The sequence below is a fragment of the Streptomyces sp. NBC_00385 genome (genome assembly GCF_035917155.1).
In the GTDB taxonomy this organism is placed as follows: Bacteria; Actinomycetota; Actinomycetes; order Streptomycetales; family Streptomycetaceae; genus Streptomyces; species Streptomyces poriferorum.
The window spans coordinates 1,274,745-1,299,814 of record NZ_CP107951.1; the positions used below are offsets into that span (position 1 = coordinate 1,274,745).

Below are 25,070 nucleotides of genomic sequence, written 5' to 3' on the forward strand. Positions count from 1 at the left end.
AAAAGTGGCTGAGTCCCGTCCGGAATTAGGCCCGCCGGGCGGCCCCACCCCCCACGGGAAGGACGCCCGGCGGACCGGTCGGGTGACGCGACGTCAGCGCACGGCGTAGGCGTCGGTCACGGTCTGGACGACGGAGTTGCCGTTGGCGTCCGTCAGTTCGGTGCGCAGGGTCACCGGCTTGCCGGCCGCGTCCGCGTGGTTCACGATCGCGGTCCAACGGCCGCTGTGCTGCGCGGTGGTGGCCGCGGTCCAGGTCTCGCCGCCGTCGTACGAGTAGGAGACCTCGGCAGCCGTGACCTTGCCGGGTGTGTAGCCGGCGTGGCCCGAGACGCTCAGGCCGATCTGCTGACCGTCCTTCGCCGCCAGGGTCTTCATGCCGTCCGAGGGCAGGTCGTAGCCCGGGAAGAGGAGCGGGATGCCCTGCGAGTAGACGTTCTCGTCGCGGTGCGAGCGGAACTTCCAGGTGGTTTCGGTCCTGGTCGACCGCTTCCACACGGCGGCGGGCTGACCGGACTTCATGGTCATCATGGTGAGTTCGTACGCGGCGTCCTCGGCCGGCACGGTGAACACTCCGGACGGCCAGCCGGATTCACCGAGTACCTGGCCCCCGCTGGTGAGCCGCATGTTGCCCATGTCCCCGAAGGATCCCTGGAGCCCGCCGTGTTCGGTGTCGCTCCAGAAGCCCGGGGCGACGCCGATCAGATTGTCCTGGCGTTCGGCGGCGAGCATCTCCTTGCCCTGGTCGTCCCTGGGCGCGGACGGGACGACGACGCCCCGGTACCAGTCCGCCGAACGCTTCGATCCGGCCTTGTGCGTACGGAACTTGTCCATCATGAACTCGCCCCACGGGAAACTGGAGGAGAGTCCCTGCTGCCAGGTGCTGTCGCCGGCCGAGTAGTACTCGGTGCGCTTTCCGGGCGCGGGCACGCTGTCGAACGCGCCGACGCCGTACCGGGCGCCGTAGGGGGTGGCGACGAGGAGCGTGTCGACGAAGTCGGTCTTCACGCCCATCGATTCGTAGGTGGACTCGACGGTGCTGAGCGCCCTGTCCCTGACCCTGTACGTGCGGTCCGAGGTGACGGTGCCCGTCTCGGGGAAGGCGAGGTTGTAGACGAACGGGCTGGACGCGGTGGCCTTCCAGCTCAGCTTCACCGGGCCGGCGGCCAGTGCGGCGGCCAGACCGGCCGCCTCGTCCGCCTGGATCCCGAGCGAGGGCAGCGGCGCCGCACCGTATCCGACGGACGGCTTCCACGGGCCGGCGGAGGGGCGGTGCGCGATGACCGCCACGGCGCCGGCGGCCTTGGCGTCGCGCGCCTGGACGGCCATGGGAGCGCCGTCCTCGACACGGACCAGGGCGATCTTCCCCGCGACGTCGGCGGCCTTCAGTTCGTCGGGCGTACCGGTACCGGCGTCGACGAGTGCGGCCTGGCCCGTTCCGTCGAGGTTGACGGAGCCGGTGGACGCGGGAGTGGGGTGCAGGGTGGTGCCTCCGACGACCGCGAGCTTCTCGATCTGCGGGGCGTACGCGCGCCAGAAACTGTCGAAAGCGAAGTCGCCGTCCCGGGCCCTGCCCTGGATGTCGACCCGGTAGTCCTTGATGACGCTGCCGCCGGCGATGGACCCGGAGTGCAGCCAGACGTCGTCCCAGCTGCGGCCGAAGGCCAGGGTCCCGCTACGGGTCTCGGTGACCCGGTCCTCGGTCTTCACCTTGATCCGGTGCGCCTTGCGGGCGTCCAGCACCAGGACGGTGTCCTTGGTGACGTTCAACTGGGGGCGGGCCAGGTAGCCGACCGACTCGGCGAGCGTTCCTGTGGCGTCCTCGGGGTCCGCCGAGACGATGAAGCTGGAGACGAAGTAGGCGCCGGGGCGCACCTCGTACACCTGGTCGGTCGAGCCGTCGTTGAAGCGGCGCTCGCCGGTCGCGGTGTCGGTGCCGATGACGTCGAGCGAGGACGAGCCGGTCGCGGCCTTGCCGTTGCCGTCGATCAGCTTGACGCGCAGGGTGACGGTCTCGGCGCCGACGTACAGCGAGAACGGGGTGGAGACCTTGACGCCGCCGGTCGCGGTGGCCAGCACCCGGCCGGTGACGTCGCCGTACTGGCTGTCCTGGAGCTTCGCCGTCGGGTCGAGCTTCAGCGGAACTTCGACGGTCCCTCCGGCGGGCACGGTGACGCTCTTCGCGCCGAGCGCGGCGACGGAGGAGCGGACGGCCGAGCCGTCGTTGCCCGTGACGCCCTGGAGGGTGAGCGAGAGCTTCACCGGCTTGTCGCCCGTGTTGGTGTACGGGATCCGCACGGTGGTGCGGTCCGTCTTGTCCTGCGGCCAGTTGAAGGTGCCGCCCTGGACGGCGGGTGCGCCGGTGAGCGTCGTGTCGATGGCGGCCTTGACGTCGAGCCGGCCGCCGCCGGTCTCGCGTACGTCACCGGGGATGTCGCTCTTCGCGGACGACACGAGGGCCGACTTGACCTGCTGGGCCGTCCAGTCGGGGTGGCGTTCCTTGACGATGGCGGCGGCGCCCGCGACGTGCGGGGTGGCCATCGACGTACCGGACATCGACTGGTACGCGTACACGCCGCGGCCGCCTGCCGCGGCGGCGGAGATGTCGACGCCGGGGGCGGCGATCTCCGGCTTGAGGGTGTGCGAGACGATCGCGGGCCCGCGGCTGGAGAACCGGGCCGTGGAGTCGTCGCGGTCGACGGCGCCGACGGTCAGCACGCTGGGCGCGCACCCGGGCGAGGAGACGGTGTTCAGCGTCGGGCCCGAGTTCCCGGCCGCGATGACGAACAGGGTGTCCTTGCTCCTGCCGAGTTCCTCGGCGGCCAGGCTCATCGGGTCCGTGCAGTCGGTGGGTGTCTGGCTGCCCAGGCTCATGGAGACGACGTCGGCCTTCCGGTCGACGGCCCACTGCATGCCCGCGATGATCCAGGACGAGTCACCGGAGCCGCTGTCGCCCAGCACCTTGCCAACGAGCAGGTCGGCGCCGGGGGCGACGCCCTTCTTCTTCCCGGCACTGGCCGCGCCGGTGCCGCCCACGGTGGAGAGCGTGTGGGTGCCGTGCCCCTGGCGGTCGTCGGCGGTGTCGGAATCGGTGAAGTTCTTCGACTCGGTGATCCGGCCCTTGAGGTCCGGGTGCTCGGCGTCGGCGCCGGTGTCCAGGACGGCGACCTTGGTGCCCTTGCCGTCGTAGCCGGCGGCCCAGGCGAGATCGGCGCCGATCTGCTTGGTGGAGCGGTCGAGGCTGGCCTCGACCTTGCGGTCCAGCCAGAGCTTCTTCAGCCCGGCGGCGGAGCGGGACCGCGGGCCGGTGACGTCCGACCAGAATCCGGCGGCCTGCTTCTTGTCGGCCTTGAGCGCCACACCGTCGATGGCGGGGAGGGCGAGGCCGCGCTCGGCCCCGCGCGGGGTGGCGGGGGCGCTGCGGGCGGTGTCCGTGGAGTAGGTCGCGATCAGCGGTACGGAGTCCGCGTGCGCGTCGTCGTACCCCTGCCGGATGAGCCCGGTGACGTTGAAGAGTTCCTCGTCGACGGTGCCGTCGGCGAGCGCCTTCACGGCGGTGTCCGGATAGACGTACAGGTCCGTGCCGGAGCGGCGGGTCTGCACGAGCGGCACGGTGCCGTCCTCGCGGGGCAGCGCGGTCGCCGAGGCGTTGCCCGAACCGTCGGTGCTCACCAGCACCTTGTCGCCCGTGACCAGGGTGACGGTGACCGGCTTGTCCGCCTTGACGGTGGCGGCCGCGGTGCCGGTCAGCGGTCTGTTCGTGCCCGCGTCGCCCTGTGGCGCTGCCACGGACGGTGCGATCACCGTGACGGCGAGGACGGCGGCGGTGGCCGCCCCCAGTGCCGTACGCGATATCGGACGCATCGCTCTCCCCAAGTAAAACCGGAAGGACAGGCGTAAAGGCCCTCATTCCGGAGGTTGTTGGTGCTGCGGTGGCGCCACATTGGCAGAGTGACGGGCGGTACAGCGATGATGTGCCACGGCGGGTTTACGCCGTGGCCGCTTTCCGCCACGGCCGGCCGGCCGCGCAGCACGACACGACAGGGCGGCAAGGCGGTTCGGGGAGGTCCGGGGATGCTGGGAGCCATAGGTCTCGACGAGACGCAGGAGTCGGCCTACCGCGCGCTGGTGGCGGTGGGAGCCGCGGAGGTCTCCGATCTCGCGCACCGGCTGGCGCTGCCCGAACGTGACGCCGAGCGGGCACTGCGGCGCCTGGAGCAGCACGGGCTGGCCGCACAGTCGTCGGCCCGTACGGGCCGGTGGGTGGCGGCTCCGCCCGGGGTCGCGCTGGGGGCGCTGCTGACCCAGCAGCGCCACGAGCTGGAGCAGGCGGAGCTGGCCGCGGTCCTGCTGGCCGAGGAGTACCGGGCGGACGCGGACGAGCCCGCCGTACACGATCTGGTCGAGGTGGTCACCGGGGCGAGCGCCGTGGCTCATCGTTTCCATCAGCTGCAGCTGGGGGCGACGAGCGAGGTGTGCGCCCTGGTCACCGGGAATCCGGTCGCGGTCAGCGGGCTCGACAACGAGTCCGAGGAACAGGCCGCCACCCGCGGGGTGTCGTTCCGGGTGGTGGTCGAGCGCGAGGTGCTGGGGCTGCCGTCGGGGATTCTGGAGCTGTCGGCGGCGCTGAGCCGCAACGAACAGTGCCGGGTCGTGGACCGGGTTCCGACCAAGCTGGTCATCGCGGACCGGGCGCTGGCGATGGTGCCGCTGACCTCCCGCGGCGCGGAGCCGGCGGCACTGGTGGTGCACGCGTCGGGGCTGCTGGAGTCGCTGACGGGGCTCTTCGAGGCGGTGTGGCGCGAGGCGATGCCGTTGCGGCTCGCCGAGAACGGCCGGGTCGGGGAGGACTCGACGGGACCGGATCCGACGGATCTGGAGATCCTTTCGCTGCTGCTGGCCGGCCTGACCGATGCCAGCGTGGCGAAGCAGCTCGATCTGGGGCTGCGGACGGTGCAGCGCCGGGTCAAGGGCCTGATGGAACTCACCGGGGTGTCGACCCGGCTGCAGTTGGGCTGGCATGCGTACGAGCGGGGCTGGGTCGCCCGCGAACCCCGCCCCTGACCGGACCGTCACGCCTCTGAGCTGCGTCTACGGTCCCGGAGCGGGGCGTGACGACGGGCGGGACCGGCCGGACTCCGGCAGGCTGGTCAGATGAGTGTGTGGCAGCTCGTCGCCGTCGGCCTGGTCATGCTGCTCGGCCTGATCGGCGTGCTGGTGCCCGGTGTACCCGGGCAGGCGATCATCTGGGCCGCCGTCCTGTGGTGGGCGCTGACCGACATGACGCCGGCCGCCTGGGGCGTCCTGATCGGGGCCACGGCACTGCTGCTGCTGAACCAGGCACTCAAACCGCTCCTGCCGCCACGCCGGCCCCGTGAGTCCGGCGCGCCGCGCCGCACGCTGATGCTCGGCGGGATCGGGGCGATCACCGGGTTCTTCGTGATTCCCGTGGTCGGGGCGATCGCCGGGTACGTGGGCGTGATCTACGGGGCCGAGCGACTGAGGCTGGGCAGTCGCGGGGCCGGCTGGGCATCGGTCCGCTCGGTGATGCGGGCGACCGGCTACTCCGTGCTCGTCGAGCTGTTCGCGTGCCTGCTGGTGGCGGGGGCGTGGCTGGGTGCGGTGATCTGGGGCTGACGGCACGCCATGCCCGTCACGTAGGCGAAGTCCGATCACATGGAGAGAAACACATCGGATCTCTCGCACCCTATTGACGCCCAGAAAGCTCAAGTCTACGTTCCGTGAGGACATAGCTCGGATGAATTGACGCGCCTGTCTGCGTACGAATCGCCAGGAGATTCCTTGCCCACTGCACCGGACCACGCCTCCTCCCCTCGTATCGATTCCTCGCCCGCCCCCTCCCGGCCCGCCCCCTCCCGCAGAAGCGTGATCGCCACGGGCACCGCGCTCGGGGGAGCCCTCGTGGTGGGCGGCACCGCCGCCCCCGCCCGGGCCGCCGCCCCGTCGGCCGCGGCCGCCCCTGTCGTGGTGCACTCCCCCGCGGACAGCTGGAACACCGTCCTCGACGACGCCGACCTGCGCTGGCAGAGGATGCCTGCGACCTGGTACGAGGGCCCGTACCTGGGCAACGGCCGGCTCGGCTCCGGCATCTACGCGGAGCCCGGCGCCGAGACCACGGCGATCCGGTTCAACGTCCAGCACTCCGAGGTTCAGGACCACCGGCCCGAGTTCGGTTCGCTCTTCGGCCTGGCGCGGCTCCCCATCGGCCACTTCACGCTGGAGCCGGCCGGCACCATCACGGGCGTCGACTGGCGGATGCGGCTGCACACCGCCGAGCTGCAGGGCACCGTCACCACCTCGGCCGGCACCCTCACGCTCCGCGCCTTCGTGCAGTCGACCGGTGACGTGCTGGCCGTCGAGGTGACCCCGAGCGCCGGCGAGAAGGACTTCCGCTGGGTCTTCCACCCGGCCGAGGCGATCAGCCCCCGGGCCGCCTTCAAGCCGCTGCCGGACGGCTACACGGGCAACCCCCCGGCCGTCGTCGAGGAGCACGGCGGGACGACCGCGGCCGTGCAGTCGCTGCTCGCGGGCGGAGCGCACGTCACCGCCTGGCGCGAGCGGACGCGCGGCGCGGCCCGCACCCTGTACGTGACCGTCACGCACTCGCATCCCGGGAACACCGCCCGTGCCCGCGCGCTACGTGCGGTCACGGCCGCCTCCGCCCTTCCGTACTCCCTGCTTGCCGCCCCGCACCGTGCCTGGTGGGACCGCTTCTACCGCCGGAGCTTCCTGTCGCTGCCCGATGCCCGGCTGCAGCGCTTCTACTGGATCCAGCTCTACAAAACGGCGTCGGCCGCGCGCAAGGACGCCCCCGTGATGGCCACCTCGGGCCCCTGGCTGGAGCCCACACCGTGGCCCAACACCTGGTGGAACCTCAACGTCCAGCTGGAGTACTGGCTGATCCACGGCTCCAACCACCTGGAGCTCGACGCCGTCACCCGGGCCCTGAGGGAATTCCGCGAGCAGCTCTCCCGCGAGGTCGCCGCCCCCTACCGGGCCGACTCCGCCGGCATCCCCCGCACCACCGACCCGCAGCTGGTCAACGGTGCCGCGGTCGCCGACGGTGGCTACGGCGTCGGCATCCCCGGCCAGGACCCGCCCACCCCCGAGGTCGGCAACCTGACCTGGGCCCTGCACAACGTCTGGCTCTCCTACCGCCACACGATGGACCGGTCCGTCCTGCGCGACACCCTCTTCCCGCTGCTGCGCAAGGCCGTCAACTACTACCTGCACTTCCTCACTCCGGGCGCCGACGGCAAGCTGCACCTCCCGGCGACCTTCTCCCCCGAGTACGGCGTCAACGCCCCCGACTGCAACTACGACCTGATGCTGCTGCGCTGGGGCTGCCGCACCCTGCTCGAATCGGCCCGCGAACTGGACGTCCACGATCCGCTGACCGCGCGATGGCAGGAGGTGCTGGCCAGGCTGGCCCCGTACCCGGTCGACGAGAACGGCTACATGATCGGCGCCGGGGTGCCGTTCGCGAAGTCCCACCGCCACTACTCGCACATGCTGGCCGTCTACCCGCTGTACGAGGTCACCGGCGCGACCGACACCGAACGCGCCCTGATCGAGAAGTCCCTCGCCCACTGGGTCGGCTTCGAGGGCGCACTGCAGGGCTACACCTTCACCGGCGCCGCCTCCATGTCGGCGCTGCTCGGCAAGGGCGAGGACGCACTGGCCTACCTGGGTCAGCTGATGAGCCGGTTCATCCAGGCCAACACCATGTACAAGGAGTCCGGCCCCGTCATCGAGACCCCGCTGTCGGCCGCCCAGTCACTCCACGACATGGTCTGCCAGTCCTGGGGCGACACCATCAGGGTCTTCCCCGCCCTGCCCGCCGCCTGGCAGGACCTGACCGTCCACGACTTCCGTACCCAGGGCGCTTTCCTGCTCAGCGCCGTGCGGGAGAACGGGCGGACACGCTGGGTGCGGCTGACGAGCGAGGCGGGGGCGCCCTGCGTCGTACGGCACGGCATCGAGGGCGCCATCGAGGTGCGGGACCGGCACGGACGTCCCCTGGCCCACGAGGAGCAGCAAGGCGGTGCGGTACGCATCCGGCTCCGCAAGGGCGAATCGGCGCTGATCACGGCGGCCGGCGACCGCCCGGACCTGACCGTCCGCCCGGTCGCGGCGAACGGGCCCGCACCGAGCTGGGGCCTGCCGGCCTGATCCCGTTACGCGGGCACCCGGTCCATGGCCTCCGCACGGCGCACGCCGTAGGAGCGCCAGGGCCGCCACCGGTCCGAGCCGGGCGTCCCGTACGGGTCCACGTCGGGGTCGCCCAGGCCGCGCATCCGGATCAGCTTCGCGGTGGCCGGGCCGATGCCGGGCAGCCGCAGCAGCGCCTGTTCGGCCGCGTCCCGGTCGGCGCCCGCGTCGAGCCGGACACCGCCGTCGGCGAGGGCGGTGGCGAGGGCGCGCAGCGCCGGGTCGGACACCGCGCCCGCCAGGACGCCCGGTTCGGGGAACACATGGGTCAGCCCGCCGCAGGAGACGTCCAGGACCTTTCCGTACAGCTCGACCAGCTCACCGGCGGCCGCAGGACCCACCAGCGCCCGCACGGCGAACTCCTCGGGGTCCGCCGTGCCGGGCGAGCGCACCCCTGGGCGGACGGCCACCCCGGCCGCCAGCAGCGGATCGGCGCCGAGCAGTTCGTCCACGGCGTACGGGTCGGCGTCCAGGTCGAAGAGGCGGCGCAGCCGCTGCACGGCGGTGGTCAGATCACGCAGGTCCGTGAGGTGGATGCGGGCCTCCAGCCAGGATCCGGCGGACCGCTCGTCGACGGCGGCGATGCCCGTGCCGTGCGGCAGGCGCAGGGTGCGGCGGTACGTCCGGGCCCCGGGCTCCCCGCTGACCTCCTCGATCCGGGCGACCGTCTCGGCTGCGAGCAGATCGAAGACCTCGCGGGCCTCGTACGGGCCCCGGTGCGCGAGCCGGAGCGGAATGCCGGTGGTGCGGGCCTGCCGGGGCGCGGCGCCGAGCCCGGTGCCGGCCTCGGTGCGCAGCTCGCTCGGGGTGCGCGCGTAGATCTGCCGGACGGTGTCGTTGAACTGACGCACCGAGGCGAAACCCGCCGCGAAAGCGATCTCGGTGACGGGTAGCCCGGTGGTCTGGAGCAGGACCCGTGCGGTGTGCGCGCGCTGGGCCCGGGCCAGGGCGACCGGCCCGGCACCCAGTTCCGCGTTGAGCTGGCGCTGGACCTGCCGCGAGCTGTAGCCGAGCCGGTGAGCGAGACCGGGCACGCCTTCCCGGTCCACCACACCGTCGCCGATCATGCGCATGGCACGCCCGACCACGTCCGCCCGGACGTTCCAGTCCGCGGAGCCGGGCACGGCGTCCGGGCGGCAGCGTCTGCACGCCCGGAAGCCGTTGCCCTGCGCGGCGGCCGCGGTCGGGTAGAAGCGGACGTTCTTCCGCTTGGGGGTGACGGCGGGGCAGCTCGGCCGGCAGTAGATGCCGGTCGTCTCGACGGCGAAGAAGAACTCCCCGTCGAAACGTGCGTCGCGGCTGCTCACCGCCTCGTATCTGGTCTCTTCGTCCATCACACCGTCCAGTGTGCGCCACCGGACCCGGCCGCACTCGCGGTTTTCGGACGCCGACCAGGGGCTCCGGCTACCGCACGCGGCCCCGCTTCGCCTCCATGGCGGCCCGCCCCTCGGCCCCCTTGCGCTTCCAGTCCCGGCGGATCTCGGACCGGACCCGGGCATCGGTCTTGGCGACGATGCGCTGGTTCTCGCGCAGCAGCTTGCGGTAGCTGTCGTAGCGCCGCTCGGGCAGCGTTCCGTCCTCGATCGCCGCCAGCACCGCACAGCCCGGTTCGGCGGCGTGCGAGCAGTCCTGGAACCGGCACTGCGCGGCCAGCTCCTCGATCTCGGAGAACACTTGGCCGACGCCTGTCTCCGCGTCCCACAGGCCGACCCCGCGCAGTCCCGGGGTGTCGATCAGTACGCCGCCGGAGGGCAGGACCAGCAGGTTGCGGGTCGTGGTGGTGTGCCGGCCCTTGCCGTCCACGTCACGCGTGGTCCGCACCTCCATCGCGTCGTGACCGAGCAGGGTGTTGGCGAGCGTGGACTTGCCCGCGCCGGAGGCGCCGAGCAGCACGCTCGTACCGCCGGAGACGATCGCGGAGAACACGTCGACGCCCTCGCCGGTGGCGGAGCTGACGGGCAGCACCTGCACGCCCGGCGCGAGGCGCTCGATGTCCTGGACGAGATGGGACAGGGTCACGGCGTCCGGGACCAGGTCGGCCTTGGTCAGGACGACGAGGGTCTCGGCAACGCCGTCCCCGGCCGATGCCGTGTCGCGGAGCAGCGCGTCGCCGCCGCTGCTGGACATGGCCAGGGCGAGGAACCGCTCCACCCGGCCCAGGTCGAGCTCCACCGCCAGCGAGACGCAGATGGCGATGTGGTCGACGTTGGTGGCGAGCACCTGGCCCTCGGAACGCTTGGACGAGGTCGAGCGGACGAAGGCCGTGCGCCGCGGCAGCAGCGTACGGACGAACTGCGGGTCGCCGTCGGGGTCGACGGCCGCCCAGTCGCCCGTGCAGACGATCCGCATCGGGTCACGGGGCACGACGAACGCGGTGTCCGCACGGACCGTGCCCTGCGGGGTGACGATGTCGCACTGCCCGCGGTCGACCCGCACCACGCGGCCCGGCAGCAGCCCCTGTTCGGCATACAGGGCGAACTCGGCCGCCCAGTCGTCGTCCCAGCCGTAGGCGGACAGGGGGTGCGACGGCGAGGAGCCCTGAAGAGTGGAGAAGGAAGAGAAAGAGGAAGAGGAAGACGGGAAAGACAAGGGAAACCCTTCACAGGGTGGCCCCGGCGGTGCGCGCTACGGCGCGGAGGATCTGAGGAAGGTCAGCCGGCGGCCACGGGGGTGGGAACGATGCTCTTCGGCTTGTGGGCAGCGCCCATCGCGGCGACAGTCATCAATGTCCTCACCTCCGGATTCACGCACGGTCCGACAGCGGCGGTCTTCTCCGCCGTCCGTCACGCCGCACACGATAGCCCGCGGTGGCCGGGCGGCGTCAACGGATTTATCACGGTGCGCCGGAACGCTGCGCCGGAACGGAGTCCTTCGGCCGGAATATCACATGCCCTCCCTCGATCGGGTGATACGCATGGAGATCGACCGGTCGCGGACGGTTAGGGTGCCGGACATGACCTCCCCCCAGACAGCCCCCGGCACGTTCACCCAGGCCCAGTTGGGCACGCTCATCCTGATCGGCTGGAGCGGCGAGCACCCCCACGACGGGCACGATGTCGCCTTCCTGCTCGCCTACTCGCTGGGCGACGGATCGGAAGGACCCGCGGTCGGCGAGGCCGCCATGCGCATCGCCCTGGACCGCTGCGGGCTCCCGGCCGGCGGCGGCACGGTGCGCGCCGACGAGACGCCCGGCCTGCCGGTGAAGCTCCTCGTCCAGGCGGGCCAGGCCGTCCTGACACTGCCTCACTTCAAGGCCCAGTACCCCGTGCCGCCCCAGTGGCTGGCGGCCGCCACCGCACAGGGCGAGGTGCACGCGATGTTCGCCACCCGGCCGTGGCCGCAGGGGGCGCCGGGGCTCCCGGTGGGCGAGGAGGAGCTGCGCCTCTTCGCGGGCGACCCGGAGGTCATCGCGAGCTCCGCCCACTGTGTCCTTCCGGTACGCAGCCTGGGCTGACCGTCCCCCGCACGACGATGCCCACCGCCCCCCGTGGAGCGGTGGGCATCCGCGCGCTCGGCGCCCCACCCACGCACCGCGGGCGGCCCGGTACCTTCCGGGCCGCCCGCGGTGTGTGTCCGGGATCAGTTGTTGCCGATGCCGTTCCCGGAGAGGACCGGAATGCCGTTCACCAGGTGCGAGAGGGCCTCGTCGCCCTTGGCCTGGGTGGAGTTGTCGGCGCACTGCTGGTTCTGCGGCGAGGACAGGACGTCGATGTCCTGGACCGCGACGGGCACGAGGATGCCCACGAGCGAACCCACGTTGGCCTTGACCGGAGCTCCGACGCAGAGCTTGTTCAGCGAGCCCTGGACGAGCTGGGCCTGCGGGCTGCCGTCACCCCGGGTCACGCTGTTGCCGAACGAGTCCACGGCGCCGTTGCCGTTGACCGACGTGGTGCCCCCTTCGTTCCCGATCGCCATGGCCGAGGGGGCCGCGGCGGCCGAGATACCGACCAGGGACACGGCCACTGCTGCGCCGGCCATCATCTTCTTCATCACGCTTCACCTTTCGGAGCGTTCCGTTCTGGAACGTACTGATCAACCTCTTACGGAGGCTTCGGTTCCGCGGTTCCACTCAAATGGGTTCGATCCGGCCCAAGTTCGTTACCTCTCGCCGGAGGTACGCGCTCCGGGGACGAGGCCTCCGGCCCCGGGCGGTCCGGCCTCCGCGCCGCCCGGCGGTGCCGCGTCGCCGCGGGCCGCCGCCTGCCACTCGGCGAGGAGGCGGTCGTAGATCGGTGTGCCGTCCTGCGGGTACCGATGCGGGTCCCGCCGTCGTTGACTGTCGTACTGGTCCATGAGGGGGCCCTACCCGGTACGGCGGTGGGCCTGCGCCGCCGCTACGGCAACCGGCCCAGCGGACCCGCCCTTTCGGGGGAGCGTCCGGCCGCGCCTCGGCACGCGACGTGGGGCCGACACGTCCGGGCGGCCGGAACTCCGGCTGCCACGAGGACGGGTCGGCCCCACGGGTGATCCAGGAAGCTCGGGCGCCTCGGGAAACGCCGGCGCCCCGGGAACGACTAGTCGTTGGCGACGCCGTTGCCGGACAGGATCGGGATCCCGGACAGGATGTGCGACAGAGCCTCGTCACCCTTGGCCTGGGTGGAGTTCTCGGTGCACTGCTGGTTCTGCGGGGAGGACAGGACGTTGATGTCCTGGACCGCGATCGGAACGGCACCGATCAGCGAGCCGACGTTGGCCTTGGCCGGCAGGGCGATGCAGGGCTTGTTGAGCGAGCCCTGGATGAGCGCGAACTGCGGGCTCCAGTCACCGTGGGTGGCGGAGTTGCCGTACGACTGCACGGCGCCGTTGCCGTTGACCGAGGTGGTGCCCCCTTCGTTCCCGATGGCCATGGCCGAGGGGGCGGCCGCGGCGGAGACGCCGACGATCGAAGCAGCGACGGCTGCCGAGGCCATAATCTTCTTGATCATGAAAAAGCCCTTCTGGGGTTTTCTGTTGCCCGCCTGTCCGGAGCGACCTGATCAACTCGCGGTGGCGGAAATGGTTGTGGCGCTTCACTCGAACGGTGTTTCCGCGATCCGTACGGTCACGGAATGCGCGGCACCGGAGAATCGCGCGCCTCGCGACGAGGCGGGAACCGCCGTCGTGGGGACGGGTCAGCCGCCGAGCGGGAGGCCGCCCATGAGCGGGGCGGCACCCTTGGCGGCACCGGTGGCCTGGTCGGCGACCTTGGTGACCGTGCCGTCCTTCTGCAGCGACTCGGCGGCACCGCCGACGGTGTCGACGACCGGGTCGACGGCCTGCGGAGCCGCGGCCACCACCTGGTTGACACCGCCGTCGAGGCTGAAGCTGGGGGCCGTGGCGTTGGTAACGGCGAAGGCGGGAGCAGCCGTTCCGAGAGCGACCACGGAACCGGCAACGAACGCAGCTGTCTTCGCGTACTTCACTTTCGGGTTCCCTTCTGCAGCGGCATCCGTTTCGGTCGCGTCCCCGCGCCGCACCAGCCTTCTTTAGCTGTGACTTCTGCCGCTTTCTCTCTGGGGTAACGATCCGATTGCGACCGGGCAACTGGACAGCCCCGCTTTTCTCCCGACCGCTTTCCCGAGACTTCGGAAAATTGCATGACTATTCACCGATTCGAGTGCGAGGGGGGACACCGGACACGCATCGGTGGTGCACTGTCGGTACTCCGTCCCGCGCGCCCGCCCGGATGTCCGCCCCCAGCCGCCGGCGCACCGCGCCCCGGGCCGGCGGGAGGCCTTCGGCCGTTCCGCCGCATCGAGGAGGGCTGCGAACTCCCGGGACGGAACGCAGAAAAGAGGAAAGCCCCGGATCGCAGGGAATGCGATCCGGGGCAGACCGGCGCCGAACGGATTCGGCGAGCGTCAATCAGACGTTGGCGCAGGTGTTGCCGAAGGCCGGGTTCAGCAGCCCGATGACGTTCACGGAGTTGCCGCAGACGTTGACCGGAACGTGGACCGGAACCTGCACGAGGTTGCCGGACAGGACGCCCGGGGAGTGCACGGCCGCGCCTTCGGCACCGGAGTCGGCAAAGGCCGGAACGGCGGCACCCATCGCCATGAGGGTTCCGGCGGCGACGGCGGCGATCTTGGTGTACTTCACTTTCAACCCTTTCTTCGACGGAGTCCGGAGCGGCCACGACTTTCGTGCCGCACGAGCGCGGTCCTGATCGCTCGTAACTCCGCCGCTGTAATTCGTAACGATTTGAGCCGGTAAGCGAAACCCTTCATCGAGGAGATTCTTCTGAATCCGCCCGAATGACACAGTTCCGCTCACGTGCTGTTACGCCGAGGTCGGGCCCGATTTCCCGGGCGCACCCGAGAAGGGCAGCAGCAGGCCCGGGCCACCGGTCGGGAAACGCCGAAGGCCCGGGCCTGTTGACAGCTGGATCAGCTGTTGCCGGCACCGTTGCCGGAGAGAACCGGAATGCCCGACAGGATGTGCGACAGCGGCTCGTCACCCTTGGCCTGGGTGGAGTTCTCGGTGCACTGCTGGTTCTGCGGGGAGGACAGGACGTTGACGTCCTGGACCGCGATCGGGATGAGGCCGATCAGCGAACCGACGTTGGCCTTGGCCGGCAGGCCGATGCAGGGCTTGTTCAGCGAGCCCTGGACCAGGCCGAACTGCGGGCTGCCGTCGCCGTGCGTCTCGGCGTTGCCGAACGACTGCGAGGCACCGTTGCCGTTGACGGAGGTCGTGCCGCCGGCGTCACCGATGGCCATCGCCTGCGTCGCGCCGAGACCGAGGATGGAGGCGGCGACGGCGCCCGTAGCCAGGACCTTCTTGATCACGATGAACCCTTCTCGTACTGGATGCCCCGTACCGGAGCGCACTGACCAACCGGCTTCCGGACGTTTGGTTATCCCCATTCACTCGAATGCCTGGGACGCACGGACGCCCGTGCGAAAAAGCCCGGCCAACACGAAACGAAAACGCCGGACGAACACATATACGTACTCCGTCCGAGTGGTCACAGGATTCTCACTGGTTCCACGTTTCCCGCTCGCTTTTGCGTCGTTATGGGTGTCGTCAAGCTCGCCCGACGGGACGCCCGCCCAGCACGAATGGCAGGCCCGACGGTTGATGGACCGCCTGATGAATGAAATGCGGGTCAATACCGCCCGCGCGTAATGTCCTAAGGAAGGGCAACCATGCGAAAAGCCTTGAGTAAAAGCGTGCTCGTCATGGCGGCGGCGTCAGGCATCCTGACCGCCTCCGGCGGCTACGCGTTCGCCGACGCCTCGGCCGACGGTGCCGCGATCGGTTCGCCCGGTGTGGGTTCGGGCAACGCGGTGCAGGTGCCTGTGCACATCCCGGTCAACCTCTGCGGCAACACGGTCAACGTGATCGGCGCGCTGAACCCCGCGTTCGGCAACGAGTGCGAGAACGAGGACGGCGGCTACGAGGGCGGGGGCTCCCAGGGAGCGGAGGCGAGCGGTGTCGCCGCCAACTCCCCCGGCGTGCTGTCGGGCAACCTGATCCAGGCCCCGGTCGACATTCCGGTCAATGCCTGCGGCAACACGGTCAACGTGATCGGCGCGCTGAACCCCGCCTTCGGCAACGAGTGCGAGAACGAGTCGGGCGGTGGCGGTGTCGACACCCCGGAGCCCCCGAAGCCGCCGCACCACCACAAGCCCCCGACGCACCACAAGCCGCCGAAGCACCACCACGAGCACGACCACGACTGCACCTGCACGCCCGGGCACCACCACAACCCGCCGAAGCCCCCGAAGCCGCCGAAGCCCCCGCACCACCACGACCACAACTGCCCTCCCAGCCACCACCACAACCCCCCGACCCACAACCCGCCCACGCACAACCCGCCCACGCACAACCCGCCGACCCACAACCCGCCGACCCACACGTGGCACCCGCACAACCCGCCGACCCACACCTGGCACCACACGCCGCCCAAGCACCACAAGCCGCCGCAGATGGCGCACACCGGTGCCAACGACAACCTGGGCATCGCGGGTGGCGCAAGTGCCGCCCTCGTGCTCGGTGGTGGCCTGCTGATGCGCCGCAGCCGCGCCGCGCAGAAGTGACGTAGCCCCGCACACGAAAAGGTCCGGCCGGACAGCACGAAGCTGTCCGGCCGGACCTTCTCATGTCCGGGTGTCAGACCCGGGAGAGTCCCGCACGGTCGAGGCAGTCGGCGACCGCCGCCGTCTCCGCGGCGTCCAGCCGGCGCATCGGCGGGCTCATCACGTTGGTGGTGATGACCCCACGCAGCATCAGCGCGGTCTTGAACGCACCGAGTCCGGCCGCTGTGGCGGACGCGGTGCCGGGGCGGGCGGCCCGGATGATGTCGAAGAGCGCGACGAGACGGTCCTGCTCGGCCTTCGCCGCCGCCCAGTCGCCGGTGACCGCGGCCTGGTGGAGGCGGACGTACCCGTGCGGGTCGACGTTGCCGAGGCCCGGGACCGAGCCGTCGGCGCCGCCGAGCATCATCGCGTCGACGACCAGCTCGTGCCCGGTCAGGACGGAGAAGTCCGGCAGTTCGCGGGCGCCGATGGCCAGCCGGCGGAACGAGCCGTCGTCCCCGCTGGAGTCCTTCACACCGGCCAGCACGCCGTCGGCGGCGAGCGGCAGAAGCAGCTCCGGGGTCAGCTTGCTGTGGACGCAGACCGGTACGTCGTACGCCAGGAGCGGCAGTTCGATCGCGGCGGCGACGTCGCGGAAGTGCCGGTCGATCTCCTGGTCGCTGGTGCGGGTGTAGAACGGCGCGGTGACGACGACGGCGTCGGCGCCCAGCGTGGCCGCGCTCCGGGCGCGCTCGATCGCACGGTTGGTGGTGGTCTCGATGGCGCCGACGATGACGGGCACCTGGCCGGCGGCCGCCGAGACGATGACCTTGATGACCTCGTCCTGCTGGCCGGGCGTCAGGTAGGCGGTCTCGCCGGAGCTGCCGAGGGCGAAGAGCCCCGTGACACCGCCGTCGAGGAGGTGCTCCACCACTCGCTCGAGAGAGGGGCGGTCGAGCTCGCCGTCCGCGGTGAGCGGGGTGACGACGGGCGGGATCACTCCCGAGTAGCGGGGGGTTCGGGCGGTCATGCGGTGCTCCTTGCGGACGGTACGGGGGTCGGGTCCCCGGAGGGGGACGCGGGGGTCTGGGGGTGGACGCAGTGCCAGCGGTGTTCACCGGACCCGAAGGTCTCCGCCGGGAAGACCGTGGAGCACGCGTCGTCGGCCTTCCAGCAACGGGTGCTGAAGGGACAGCCGGGCGGCGGATTGGTCGCGGAGGGCACCGGGCCGGTGAGCACGATGCGTTCCGTCGTCTCCAGCAGGCTGGGTGTGGCGGAGAGCAGGGCTTCGGTGTACGGGTGGCGGGGGCTGCCCGCCACGTCGGCGGCGCGCCCCTCCTCGACGATGCGGCCGAGGTAGAGGACGGCGATGCGGTCGGCGAGGTAGCGCACGGTCTGGATGTCGTGCGAGATGAACACCATGCCGAGGCCGAGGCGTTCGCGCAGGTCCACGAGAAGGTTGAGGACCTGGGCGCGGACCGAGACGTCGAGCGCGGAGGTGGGCTCGTCGGCGACGATCAGCTCGGGTTCCAGGGCCAGGGCGCGGGCGATGGCGACGCGCTGGCGCTGACCGCCGGAGAGCTGTCCGGGCAGCGCGGCCAGGGTGTGTCCGGGCAGGCCGACCAGGTCGAGGAGTTCCTCGACACGGGCCTCGCGCTCCTCGCGGGTGCCTCGGCGGTGCACGTCGAGGGGGTCGCGCAGGATCTGGCGGACCGTGAGCCGTGGGTTGAGCGCGGTGGACGGGTCCTGGAAGACGACGCCGACGGCGGAGCCGAAGTCGTCGCGCCGCTGGGCTCCGGACATCTCCCACAGGTCCTTGCCGTGGAAGGTGACCTCGCCCTCGGTGGGCTTCTGCAGTCCGGTCAGCACTCGCGCCATCGTCGACTTGCCGCAGCCCGACTCACCGACCAGGCCGACGATCTCGCCGCGCTTGACCTCCAGCGTGGCGTCCGTCAGTGCGTGGACGGCGTCGCGGCTGAAGAGACCTCCGCTGCGTGCCTTGTGGCGTACGTGAACGCCGTTGAGCCTGATCACAGGGCGCTCCCTTCCAGCTTCTTCGCGGCGTCGGCCGGGTGGTGGCAGGCGAAGCCGTGGTCCTTCGCGGTGCCGCGCCCGGTGAGCGCGGGGGTGGTGGTGCGGCAGAGGTCGGTCGCCGCGCCGCAGCGGCCGGCGAAGCGGCATCCCGCGCCGAAGCCCTGGGGCGCGGGCACGACGCCGCGGATCTGGTGGAGCCGCTCGGCGCCGGCCTCCAGGGAGACCACGGAGCCGAGGAGTCCGCGGCTGTAGTGGTGGGTGGGGTCGGTGAGGACCGACCGGGTGTCGCCGACCTCGGCGAGCCGTCCCGCGTACATCACGGCGACGCGGTGGGAGAGGTCGCCGACGAGGGCGAGGTCGTGCGAGACCAGCACCATGGCGAAGCCGAGTTCGTCGCGGAGCCGGATGAGGAGTTCGACGACCTGGGCCTGGACCGTGACGTCGAGGGCGGTGGTCGGCTCGTCCGCGATCAGGAGGCGCGGGCTGCGGGACAGGGCCATGGCGATGAGCACGCGCTGGCGCTGACCGCCGGAGAGCTCGTGCGGGTAGCTGCGCAGGGTTCGCTCGGGCGAGAGACCGACGAGCTCCAGGAGCTCGGCGGGCGTCTTCGTGCCGCCGCGTGAGGTCAGCTGCCTGAGCTGGGTGCCGACGAGCACGGAGGGGTTGAGGGAGGAGAGCGCGTCCTGGTAGACCATCGCGATCTCGGGGCCCATCAGGGCGCGGCGTTCCTTGGGCGGCAGCTTCAGCAGGTCCCGGCCGCGGTAGAGGATCTCGCCGCTGACCTCGGCGTTGCGGGCGAGGAGGCCCATGACGGCGAGGCTGGTGATGGACTTGCCGCAGCCGGACTCGCCGACCAGGCCGAGGGTCTCGCCCTCGTGGACGGTGAAGTTCAGCTTGTCGACGACGGGGATCTCGCCGTAGCGGTCCGGGAAGCGGATCGCCAGGTCACGGACGACGAGGAGCTCGTCGGCGTCCGCGCGGACCGGTGTGATGGTGGGCTCGGTGGCGTTGATGTGCCGGGCGAGCTTGGTGAGGGCGGCGTCGATGTCGACGGTGGCGGCGGCCTCGACCGGGTCCGGTGCGGTGGTGGCGGTGGGGTCGGCGGCGGCGCGGGCGCTCCCCGGCGCGGCGGAGGCGTCGGTGAGGCCCTCGGAGAGGATGTTGAGCGCGAGGACGGTGATCAGCAGGGCCAGGCCGGGGAAGAAGGTGGCCCACCAGCCGCCGGCCAGGAGGATCTGCCGGCCGTAGGCGAGGACGCTGCCCCAGCTGGGGTCGGGGTCCTGCACACCGGCGCCGATGAAGGAGAGGCTGGCCTCGAAGATGATGGCTTCGGCGACCATGACGGTCGCGAAGACCATGACCGGGGCCATGCAGTTGACGGCGACGTGCCTGAGCACGATGTAGCCGCGCCGGGCGCCGATGACCTTCTCCGCGGCGACGTAGTCCTCGCCGTACTGGGAGAGGACGTTGGCGCGGACCACACGGGCCAGCGACGGGGTGTACACGAAGGCGATCGTGAAGATGATCACCGGGATGCTGGTGCCGAACACGGCGACGAGGACGGCCGCGAGCGCGATCGGAGGGAACGACATGACGACGTCGAGGGTGCGCATGACGGACTCGTCGCCGAGCTTGCGCGAGGTGGCGGCGAACGAGCCGAGCAGAGCCCCGGCCACCAGGGCGCAGGCGGTCGCGCCGAGGCCGATGACCAGCGAGTAGCGCGAGCCGTGCAGGACGCGGGCGAACACGTCGCGTCCGGCCCGGTCGGTGCCGAACCAGTGTTCGCCGTTCGGGGCCTGGACGGGGGTGCCCGTGGTCAGGGGGTCCTGGGTGAGCAGGGGGGCGAGTACGGCGCCGAGGACGACGACGATCAGTACGCCGAGGGCGACGCGGGAGGTTACCGGGAGGGCGCGGAAGGCGACGCCCGGTCGGGAGAGCTTCTTGGCCAGACGGCCCGTGGCGAACATGTCACACCGTCCTGATGCGCGGGTTGACCAGCAGGTAGAGCAGGTCGACGATGACGTTGACCACCAGGAACGCGATGGCGATGGTCAGCACGGTGCCCTGGACCAGGGCGATGTCGCCGCCGGTGACACCTTCGAGGATGAGTTTGCCCATGCCGGGCAGGTCGAAGATCGCCTCGATGACGACGGCGCCGCTGAGCAGGTAGCCGACCTTGACGCCGAGCACGGTGAGCGGGGTGACGAGCGCGTTGCGCAGCACGGAGCGGATGACCAGGAAGACCGGCAGGCCGTTGCCCCGGGCGGTGCGGACGTAGTCCCGGTCCAGTTCGGTGACCATCGAGGTGCGGATCAGACGGGCGAGCGAGGCCGCGACCGGCACGGCGAGCGAGACGGCGGGCAGGATCATCGTCTCGAGCCACCCGCCGAACGAGTCGGCGATGTTGGTGTATCCACCGGTCGGGAAGATCTGGGTGTTCAGGGCGAACTGCTGGATGAGCAGGACGCCGAGCCAGAAGGACGGGATGGCGACCCCGGCCATGGACAGGACCCGGAAGAGCTGGTCGGGCCAGCGGTCGCGGTACATCGCGCCCAGGACGCCGCCGAGGACGGCGAGGACGATGGCGATGACGAGCCCGAGGACGGTGAGCTGGAGGGTGAGCGGGAAAGCCGCGGTGATCCGGTCGATCACGGGCTGGCTCGGCGGGACGGTCGACCCGAGATCGAAGTGGATCAGTTGGCCGAGGAAGTGGAAGTAGCGGACGGGCAGCGGGTCGTTGAGCCCGTTGGCCTCGGCGAAGGCCCCCCGGGCCTCAGGGGTGGCGCTCTCCCCGAGCGCGTTGTAGGCCGGGTCGACCGGCGAGAACTGCAGCACCACGAAGACGAGCAACGCGATACCGAGGATCATCACCGGCATCATCGCGACGCGGCGCAGCGCGAGCCGGAGAAAAGCAACCATCGTCGGGTTCCTTGCGGTTGGGCGGTCATCCGGTCCAGGACACCGGGTGTGTCCGGTGTTCCGGACCGGGCTTTCGGGCGCGCGGCGGGCGGCGCCGTTCTGCGGCTCCCGTCCGGTCCGGGGCGGACCGGGTCCGGTGCGATCCGGGCGGGAGGTGTGGGGGCCGGGCCGTACGGTGGCCTGCGCGGGGGCTGCCGTACGGCCCTCGGAGCACGGGCCGGTCAGGCGCGGGCGACGTCCAGGAAGGAGAGGCCGGTGGTCGGCAGCGGCTTGAAGCCGGTCAGGCCCTTCTCGTTCCAGGCGGTGGGCAGCTTGCGGTGCAGGATCGGGTAGAGCGGGACCTCGTCGGCGACGACGTCGGTGATCTGGCCCCACAGCTGCTTGCGGGTCGCCTCGTCGCCGGCCTGGGCGGCCTTGTCGAGGAGCTGCTTGACCTTCTTGTACTCGGCGGTCCTGGACCAGCCGTAGCGGTTCTCCGGCCAGAAGCCGTAGTAGAACCAGCGCATCAGCAGGTCCACGTCGTTGCCGAAGACCGAGGGGTCGCCGGGGGCGACGAGTACCTCGAAGTCCCCGCTGTCGACCTTGGCGTACTGGGCGGCGGACTGGGCGATGCCGAGGGTGGCCTCGATGCCGGCCGCGGCCCAGCTCTCCTTGATCAGCGGGGCGATGTCCTTGACCCAGCCGGTGTCGGTGGTCAGGACGGTGAACTTGAGATCCTTCACCCCTGCTTCGGCGAGCAGCTTCTTCGCCTTGGCCACGTCGTGCGTGTAGACGGTGGCGGCCTTGTGGTAGTCGGGGTGCGTCGAGGGGACGTAGCCCGTGGCGGCCGTGGCGTTGCCGACCATGGCGGTCTTGATGATCTTCTCGGTGTCCAGCGCGTAGTGCAGGGCCTGGCGGACCCGCTTGTCGGCGAACCGCTTGTCGGCGGTGTTGAACATCAGGAAGAGCAGGCCGAAGGACTGGACGGACTCGGTCTTCGCCGTGGCGGAGAGCCCCTTCACGTCGATGTAGGGGACGTCCTCGATGGCCTGGACGCGGCCGGACTGCATGGCGCTGACGCGGGCCGACTGGTCCGATATCAGGCGCCAGATCATCTTCTTGGCCTTGGCGGGGTGCGCGCCGTTGTACTTCTCGTACTTCTCGAAGACGATCTTGTCCTCGCGGGTCGCCGAGACGAACTTGTACGGACCGGTGCCGACGGGCTTGGCGTCGAAGGCCTTCGGGTCGGGCTCGACGATCTTCTTCGGCACGATCCGGGCCACGGCGATGCGGGACGGGAAGAGCGCGAAGGGGTACTTGAGCTTGAACTCGACCGTGCCGGCGTCGACGGCCTCGACGGAGTCGATGAAGGGCACGAACTGCGCCATCAGCGAGGCGTTCTTCGGGTCCAGGATGCGCTCGAAGCTGAACACGACGTCGTCGGCGGTGACGGCCGAGCCGTCGTGGAAGGTCGCGCCCTTGCGCAGCGTGGCGTGGTAGGTGGTCGCGTTGATCTTCTTCGGCATCTCGGTGGCGAGCGCGGGCCGTGCCACGAGTGTCACCGGATCGAGATCCACCAGCCCCTCGAAGATGTGCATATTGGCGGCGTACGGCGTCGCACCCGAAGTGATCATCGGGTCGAAGCCCGTCGACAGCGGGTAGGACATACCGGCCTCGATGAGACCGGTGTCGCCGCCCTCTCCCGTCGAGCCGTTGGAGGTCGAGGACGGCCCGCCGCACGCGGAAAGGCCCGCCGTGAGGGCGGCCGCGGCACCGACGGCACTGGTGTAACGCAGGAAGGTGCGGCGCTCGACACCGGCTGATCTCAGCTCGGGCACGGGTCCTCCAGGGACTTGAGGTGGGGCGTCAGGGGTAAGAACGGTGGGTCCGGCACAGGTTCACGGGGACCGTGGAACCTCACGCATCAGACGTCAGATGTCTGATGCCTTGATAGCGTGGGAACGTAGCGTGACAATCGATGGGGGTCAAGAGGTGGGGAGTTCACATATGTCCGGAACGAGGCCCGGGCGACAGCTGCTCCGGCAGGAAGTCGTCGACGGCATCAAGCGGTACATCCTCGAAAAAAGGCTTCGCCCCGGAGACCCGCTGCCCACGGAGCCCGCTCTCTGCGAGGCGCTCGGCGCCAGCCGCTCCAGCGTCCGCGAGGCCGTCAAGATCCTCAACGCGCTGGACATCGTGGAGGTCCGGCACGGGCACGGCACCTACGTCGGCCGGCTGAGCCTGTCCGCCCTGGTGGAGAGCCTCACCTTCCGAGGCCTGCTCTCGCCCGACGACGACTTCCAGGTGATGTCCGACCTGGTCGATGTGCGCGAGCTCTTCGAGCGCGGGCGGGCCGACCGGATCGTCTCGCTGCTCACCGCGGAGCAGCTGGACGCCCTGGACGGCCTGGTGGCCACGATGCGGGCGACCGGGGCCCAGGACGGGCACGGCTTCGTCGCCGCCGACCGCGCCTTCCACGCCCTGCTCGTCGCCCCGCTCGACAACGATCTGATCGGGCAGCTCTCGATGGCGTTCTGGGACGTGTACGCGATCGTCGCGCCACACCTGGACGGCTTCACCCACAGCGACGAGACGGAGACGATCGCCGCCCACCAGGCCATCGTGGACGCCGCCCGGGCCGGTGACATCGACGGGTTCATCAAGGCGCTCGGCGAGCACTACGCCCCGGTCAGGCGCCGGATCTCCGAGGCCCGCGCCCGGGGCTGAGCCACCCGCCCGCATCTTCCGCAGCCGGCGCGACCGGCAGGACGGACCCTTGACGCCCCCCTCAGTGGGTGCCTAGGGTCCGTGTGCCGACAGGACATCTGACGTCATCCGTCTGATGACCGGTGCAGACCTCGCACCCGGCACTTCCCGCCGCGCCCCCAGGAGGGCACCTCCATGCCGTTCACGGACCTCTCGCTCGCGGACTGCCGCGACTACCGGCCGACACTTCCCGTTCCGGCGGACTTCGACGCCTTCTGGTCGCGGACCCTGGACGAGGCCCGGTCCTGTGCGGCGGACAAGCCCTCGTTCACGGCGGTGGAGACCGGGCTCACCCAGGTCCGTACGTACGAGGTGACGGTTCCCGGCTTCGCCGGGCAGCCGGTGCGCGGCTGGCTGCGGATGCCGGCCGGGGCGAGCCAACCGCTCGGCTGCGTCGTGGAGTTCCTGGGCTACGGCCGCGGACGGGGCCTGGCGCACGAGAACCTGCTCTGGGCTTCGGCCGGTTACGCGCATCTGCTCATGGACACCCGTGGCCAGGGCTGGTCGGCCGCGGGCGGCGACACCGCCGATCCGGACGGCGGCGCGGCCGGAGTCGTACCCGGCTTCCTCACCCGGGGCATCGAGAGCCCCGAAACGTACTACTACCGGCGGCTGTTCACCGACGCGGTGCGCTGTGTCGACGCGGTGCGCGACCGGCCCGAGATCGATCCGGAGCGGATCGTGGTGACCGGCGTCAGCCAGGGCGGCGGAATCGCGCTGGCCGTCTCGGGGCTCGTGCCCGGGCTGGCGGGGGTGATGCCGGACGTGCCGTTCCTCTGCAACTTCCGCCGCGGGGCCGAGATTTCGGGGCGGCCGCCGTTCACCGAGATCGCCGAGTACCTCAGACTCCACCGCGACCGGACCGAGTCGGTCTTCTCCACCCTGTCGTACTTCGACGCCGCACTGCTCGCCACCCGGGCCACCGCCCCCGCGCTGTTCTCCATCGCGATGATGGACGACATCTGCCCGCCCTCCACCTGCTTCACCGCCTACAACGGCTACGCCGGGCCCAAGGACGTGACGATCTACGCGTTCAACGGGCACGAGGGTGGCGCGGAGTACCAGCAGCGGGAGCAACTGGCCTGGGTGGCCTCCCTGTTCGCAGGCCTGCCGTCGGGGCAGGCCTGCCACTCCTGACCGGAG

21 protein-coding genes are annotated in these 25,070 nt (G+C 70.8%); 7 read left to right on the forward strand and 14 right to left on the reverse strand.

Translation table 11 applies throughout. The features are described from left to right. Positions 1-93: 93 nt before the first annotated feature. Complete coding sequence (locus OG959_RS05560) at positions 94-3,861, reverse strand: S8 family peptidase (protein ID WP_326656987.1); 3,768 nt, start codon at positions 3,859-3,861, stop codon at positions 94-96. Between the two features lie 210 nt (positions 3,862-4,071). On the opposite strand from OG959_RS05560, the gene OG959_RS05565 reads away from it, so the two are divergent. From OG959_RS05565 to OG959_RS05575, 3 genes are all read left to right on the forward strand, one after another. After that, the gene (locus OG959_RS05565) at positions 4,072-5,061 is read left to right on the forward strand and encodes a helix-turn-helix domain-containing protein (protein ID WP_326656989.1); all 990 of its coding nucleotides are present in this window, start codon (positions 4,072-4,074) and stop codon (positions 5,059-5,061) included. A 90-nt stretch (positions 5,062-5,151) separates the two neighbouring features. Then, the gene (locus OG959_RS05570; RefSeq protein WP_326656990.1) at positions 5,152-5,634 is read left to right on the forward strand and encodes a DUF456 domain-containing protein; all 483 of its coding nucleotides are present in this window, start codon (positions 5,152-5,154) and stop codon (positions 5,632-5,634) included. Between the two features lie 201 nt (positions 5,635-5,835). Continuing rightward, on the forward strand, positions 5,836-8,190 hold the full coding sequence (locus OG959_RS05575; RefSeq protein ID WP_442805728.1) for a glycosyl hydrolase family 95 catalytic domain-containing protein: 2,355 nt from the start codon (positions 5,836-5,838) through the stop codon (positions 8,188-8,190). 5 nt (positions 8,191-8,195) lie between these two features. Here the strand turns inward: OG959_RS05575 and OG959_RS05580 are convergent, their stop codons facing one another. Both OG959_RS05580 and rsgA read right to left on the reverse strand, forming a co-directional pair. Next, positions 8,196-9,563 carry a DNA-3-methyladenine glycosylase 2 family protein gene (locus tag OG959_RS05580; RefSeq protein WP_326666223.1) on the reverse strand — a complete coding sequence of 456 codons (1,368 nt, stop codon included), beginning with the start codon at positions 9,561-9,563 and terminating at the stop codon, positions 8,196-8,198. Between the two features lie 70 nt (positions 9,564-9,633). Beyond that, the gene (gene rsgA / locus OG959_RS05585) at positions 9,634-10,818 is read right to left on the reverse strand and encodes a ribosome small subunit-dependent GTPase A (protein ID WP_326656991.1); all 1,185 of its coding nucleotides are present in this window, start codon (positions 10,816-10,818) and stop codon (positions 9,634-9,636) included. 364 nt (positions 10,819-11,182) lie between these two features. On the opposite strand from rsgA, the gene OG959_RS05590 reads away from it, so the two are divergent. Beyond that, complete coding sequence (locus OG959_RS05590; RefSeq protein WP_219573855.1) at positions 11,183-11,683, forward strand: DUF5949 family protein; 501 nt, start codon at positions 11,183-11,185, stop codon at positions 11,681-11,683. Between the two features lie 125 nt (positions 11,684-11,808). Here the strand turns inward: OG959_RS05590 and OG959_RS05595 are convergent, their stop codons facing one another. The 6 genes from OG959_RS05595 to OG959_RS05620 form a co-directional block, all read right to left on the reverse strand. Further along, complete coding sequence (locus tag OG959_RS05595; RefSeq protein ID WP_326656994.1) at positions 11,809-12,219, reverse strand: rodlin; 411 nt, start codon at positions 12,217-12,219, stop codon at positions 11,809-11,811. 108 nt (positions 12,220-12,327) lie between these two features. Beyond that, positions 12,328-12,522 carry a hypothetical protein gene (locus OG959_RS05600; RefSeq protein WP_326656996.1) on the reverse strand — a complete coding sequence of 65 codons (195 nt, stop codon included), beginning with the start codon at positions 12,520-12,522 and terminating at the stop codon, positions 12,328-12,330. Positions 12,523-12,743: 221 nt separating this feature from the next. Further along, positions 12,744-13,154, reverse strand: a complete 411-nt coding sequence (locus OG959_RS05605) for a rodlin (RefSeq protein ID WP_326656997.1) — start codon at positions 13,152-13,154, stop codon at positions 12,744-12,746. Positions 13,155-13,340: 186 nt separating this feature from the next. Then, positions 13,341-13,631: a hypothetical protein gene (locus OG959_RS05610; RefSeq protein WP_326656999.1), complete on the reverse strand. Its 291-nt coding sequence runs from the start codon at positions 13,629-13,631 to the stop codon at positions 13,341-13,343. Positions 13,632-14,073: 442 nt separating this feature from the next. Beyond that, entirely contained in the window at positions 14,074-14,307 is a 234-nt protein-coding gene (locus OG959_RS05615) for a chaplin (RefSeq protein WP_442805539.1), read from the reverse strand. Positions 14,308-14,594: 287 nt separating this feature from the next. Continuing rightward, positions 14,595-14,996, reverse strand: a complete 402-nt coding sequence (locus OG959_RS05620) for a rodlin (RefSeq protein ID WP_148016803.1) — start codon at positions 14,994-14,996, stop codon at positions 14,595-14,597. A gap of 360 nt (positions 14,997-15,356) precedes the next feature. On the opposite strand from OG959_RS05620, the gene OG959_RS05625 reads away from it, so the two are divergent. Further along, complete coding sequence (locus OG959_RS05625; RefSeq protein WP_326657002.1) at positions 15,357-16,250, forward strand: chaplin; 894 nt, start codon at positions 15,357-15,359, stop codon at positions 16,248-16,250. A gap of 73 nt (positions 16,251-16,323) precedes the next feature. Here the strand turns inward: OG959_RS05625 and OG959_RS05630 are convergent, their stop codons facing one another. The 5 genes from OG959_RS05630 to OG959_RS05650 all read right to left on the reverse strand — a co-directional run bounded on the left by OG959_RS05630 (position 16,324) and on the right by OG959_RS05650 (position 22,999). Next, complete coding sequence (locus tag OG959_RS05630; RefSeq protein ID WP_326657003.1) at positions 16,324-17,259, reverse strand: dihydrodipicolinate synthase family protein; 936 nt, start codon at positions 17,257-17,259, stop codon at positions 16,324-16,326. Then, positions 17,256-18,263, reverse strand: coding sequence for an ABC transporter ATP-binding protein (locus tag OG959_RS05635; RefSeq protein ID WP_326657005.1), 1,008 nt, complete (start codon positions 18,261-18,263; stop codon positions 17,256-17,258). Before OG959_RS05635 ends, OG959_RS05630 begins: the two co-directional genes overlap by 4 nt. After that, on the reverse strand, positions 18,260-20,230 hold the full coding sequence (locus tag OG959_RS05640) for a dipeptide/oligopeptide/nickel ABC transporter permease/ATP-binding protein (RefSeq protein WP_326657007.1): 1,971 nt from the start codon (positions 20,228-20,230) through the stop codon (positions 18,260-18,262). The genes OG959_RS05635 and OG959_RS05640 overlap by 4 nt, the downstream gene beginning before the upstream one ends. Before the next feature lies 1 nt (position 20,231). Beyond that, positions 20,232-21,182, reverse strand: a complete 951-nt coding sequence (locus OG959_RS05645; RefSeq protein ID WP_326657009.1) for an ABC transporter permease — start codon at positions 21,180-21,182, stop codon at positions 20,232-20,234. A 221-nt stretch (positions 21,183-21,403) separates the two neighbouring features. Continuing rightward, a complete protein-coding gene (locus tag OG959_RS05650; protein WP_326657011.1) occupies positions 21,404-22,999 on the reverse strand; it encodes an ABC transporter substrate-binding protein in 1,596 nt (531 codons plus the stop codon). 169 nt (positions 23,000-23,168) lie between these two features. Here OG959_RS05650 and OG959_RS05655 point away from each other — a divergent pair, with 169 nt between their 5' ends. Both OG959_RS05655 and OG959_RS05660 read left to right on the forward strand, forming a co-directional pair. Continuing rightward, positions 23,169-23,888, forward strand: a complete 720-nt coding sequence (locus OG959_RS05655) for a FadR/GntR family transcriptional regulator (protein WP_148021591.1) — start codon at positions 23,169-23,171, stop codon at positions 23,886-23,888. A gap of 174 nt (positions 23,889-24,062) precedes the next feature. Further along, the gene (locus OG959_RS05660; RefSeq protein ID WP_326657012.1) at positions 24,063-25,064 is read left to right on the forward strand and encodes an acetylxylan esterase; all 1,002 of its coding nucleotides are present in this window, start codon (positions 24,063-24,065) and stop codon (positions 25,062-25,064) included. Positions 25,065-25,070 lie beyond the last annotated feature (6 nt).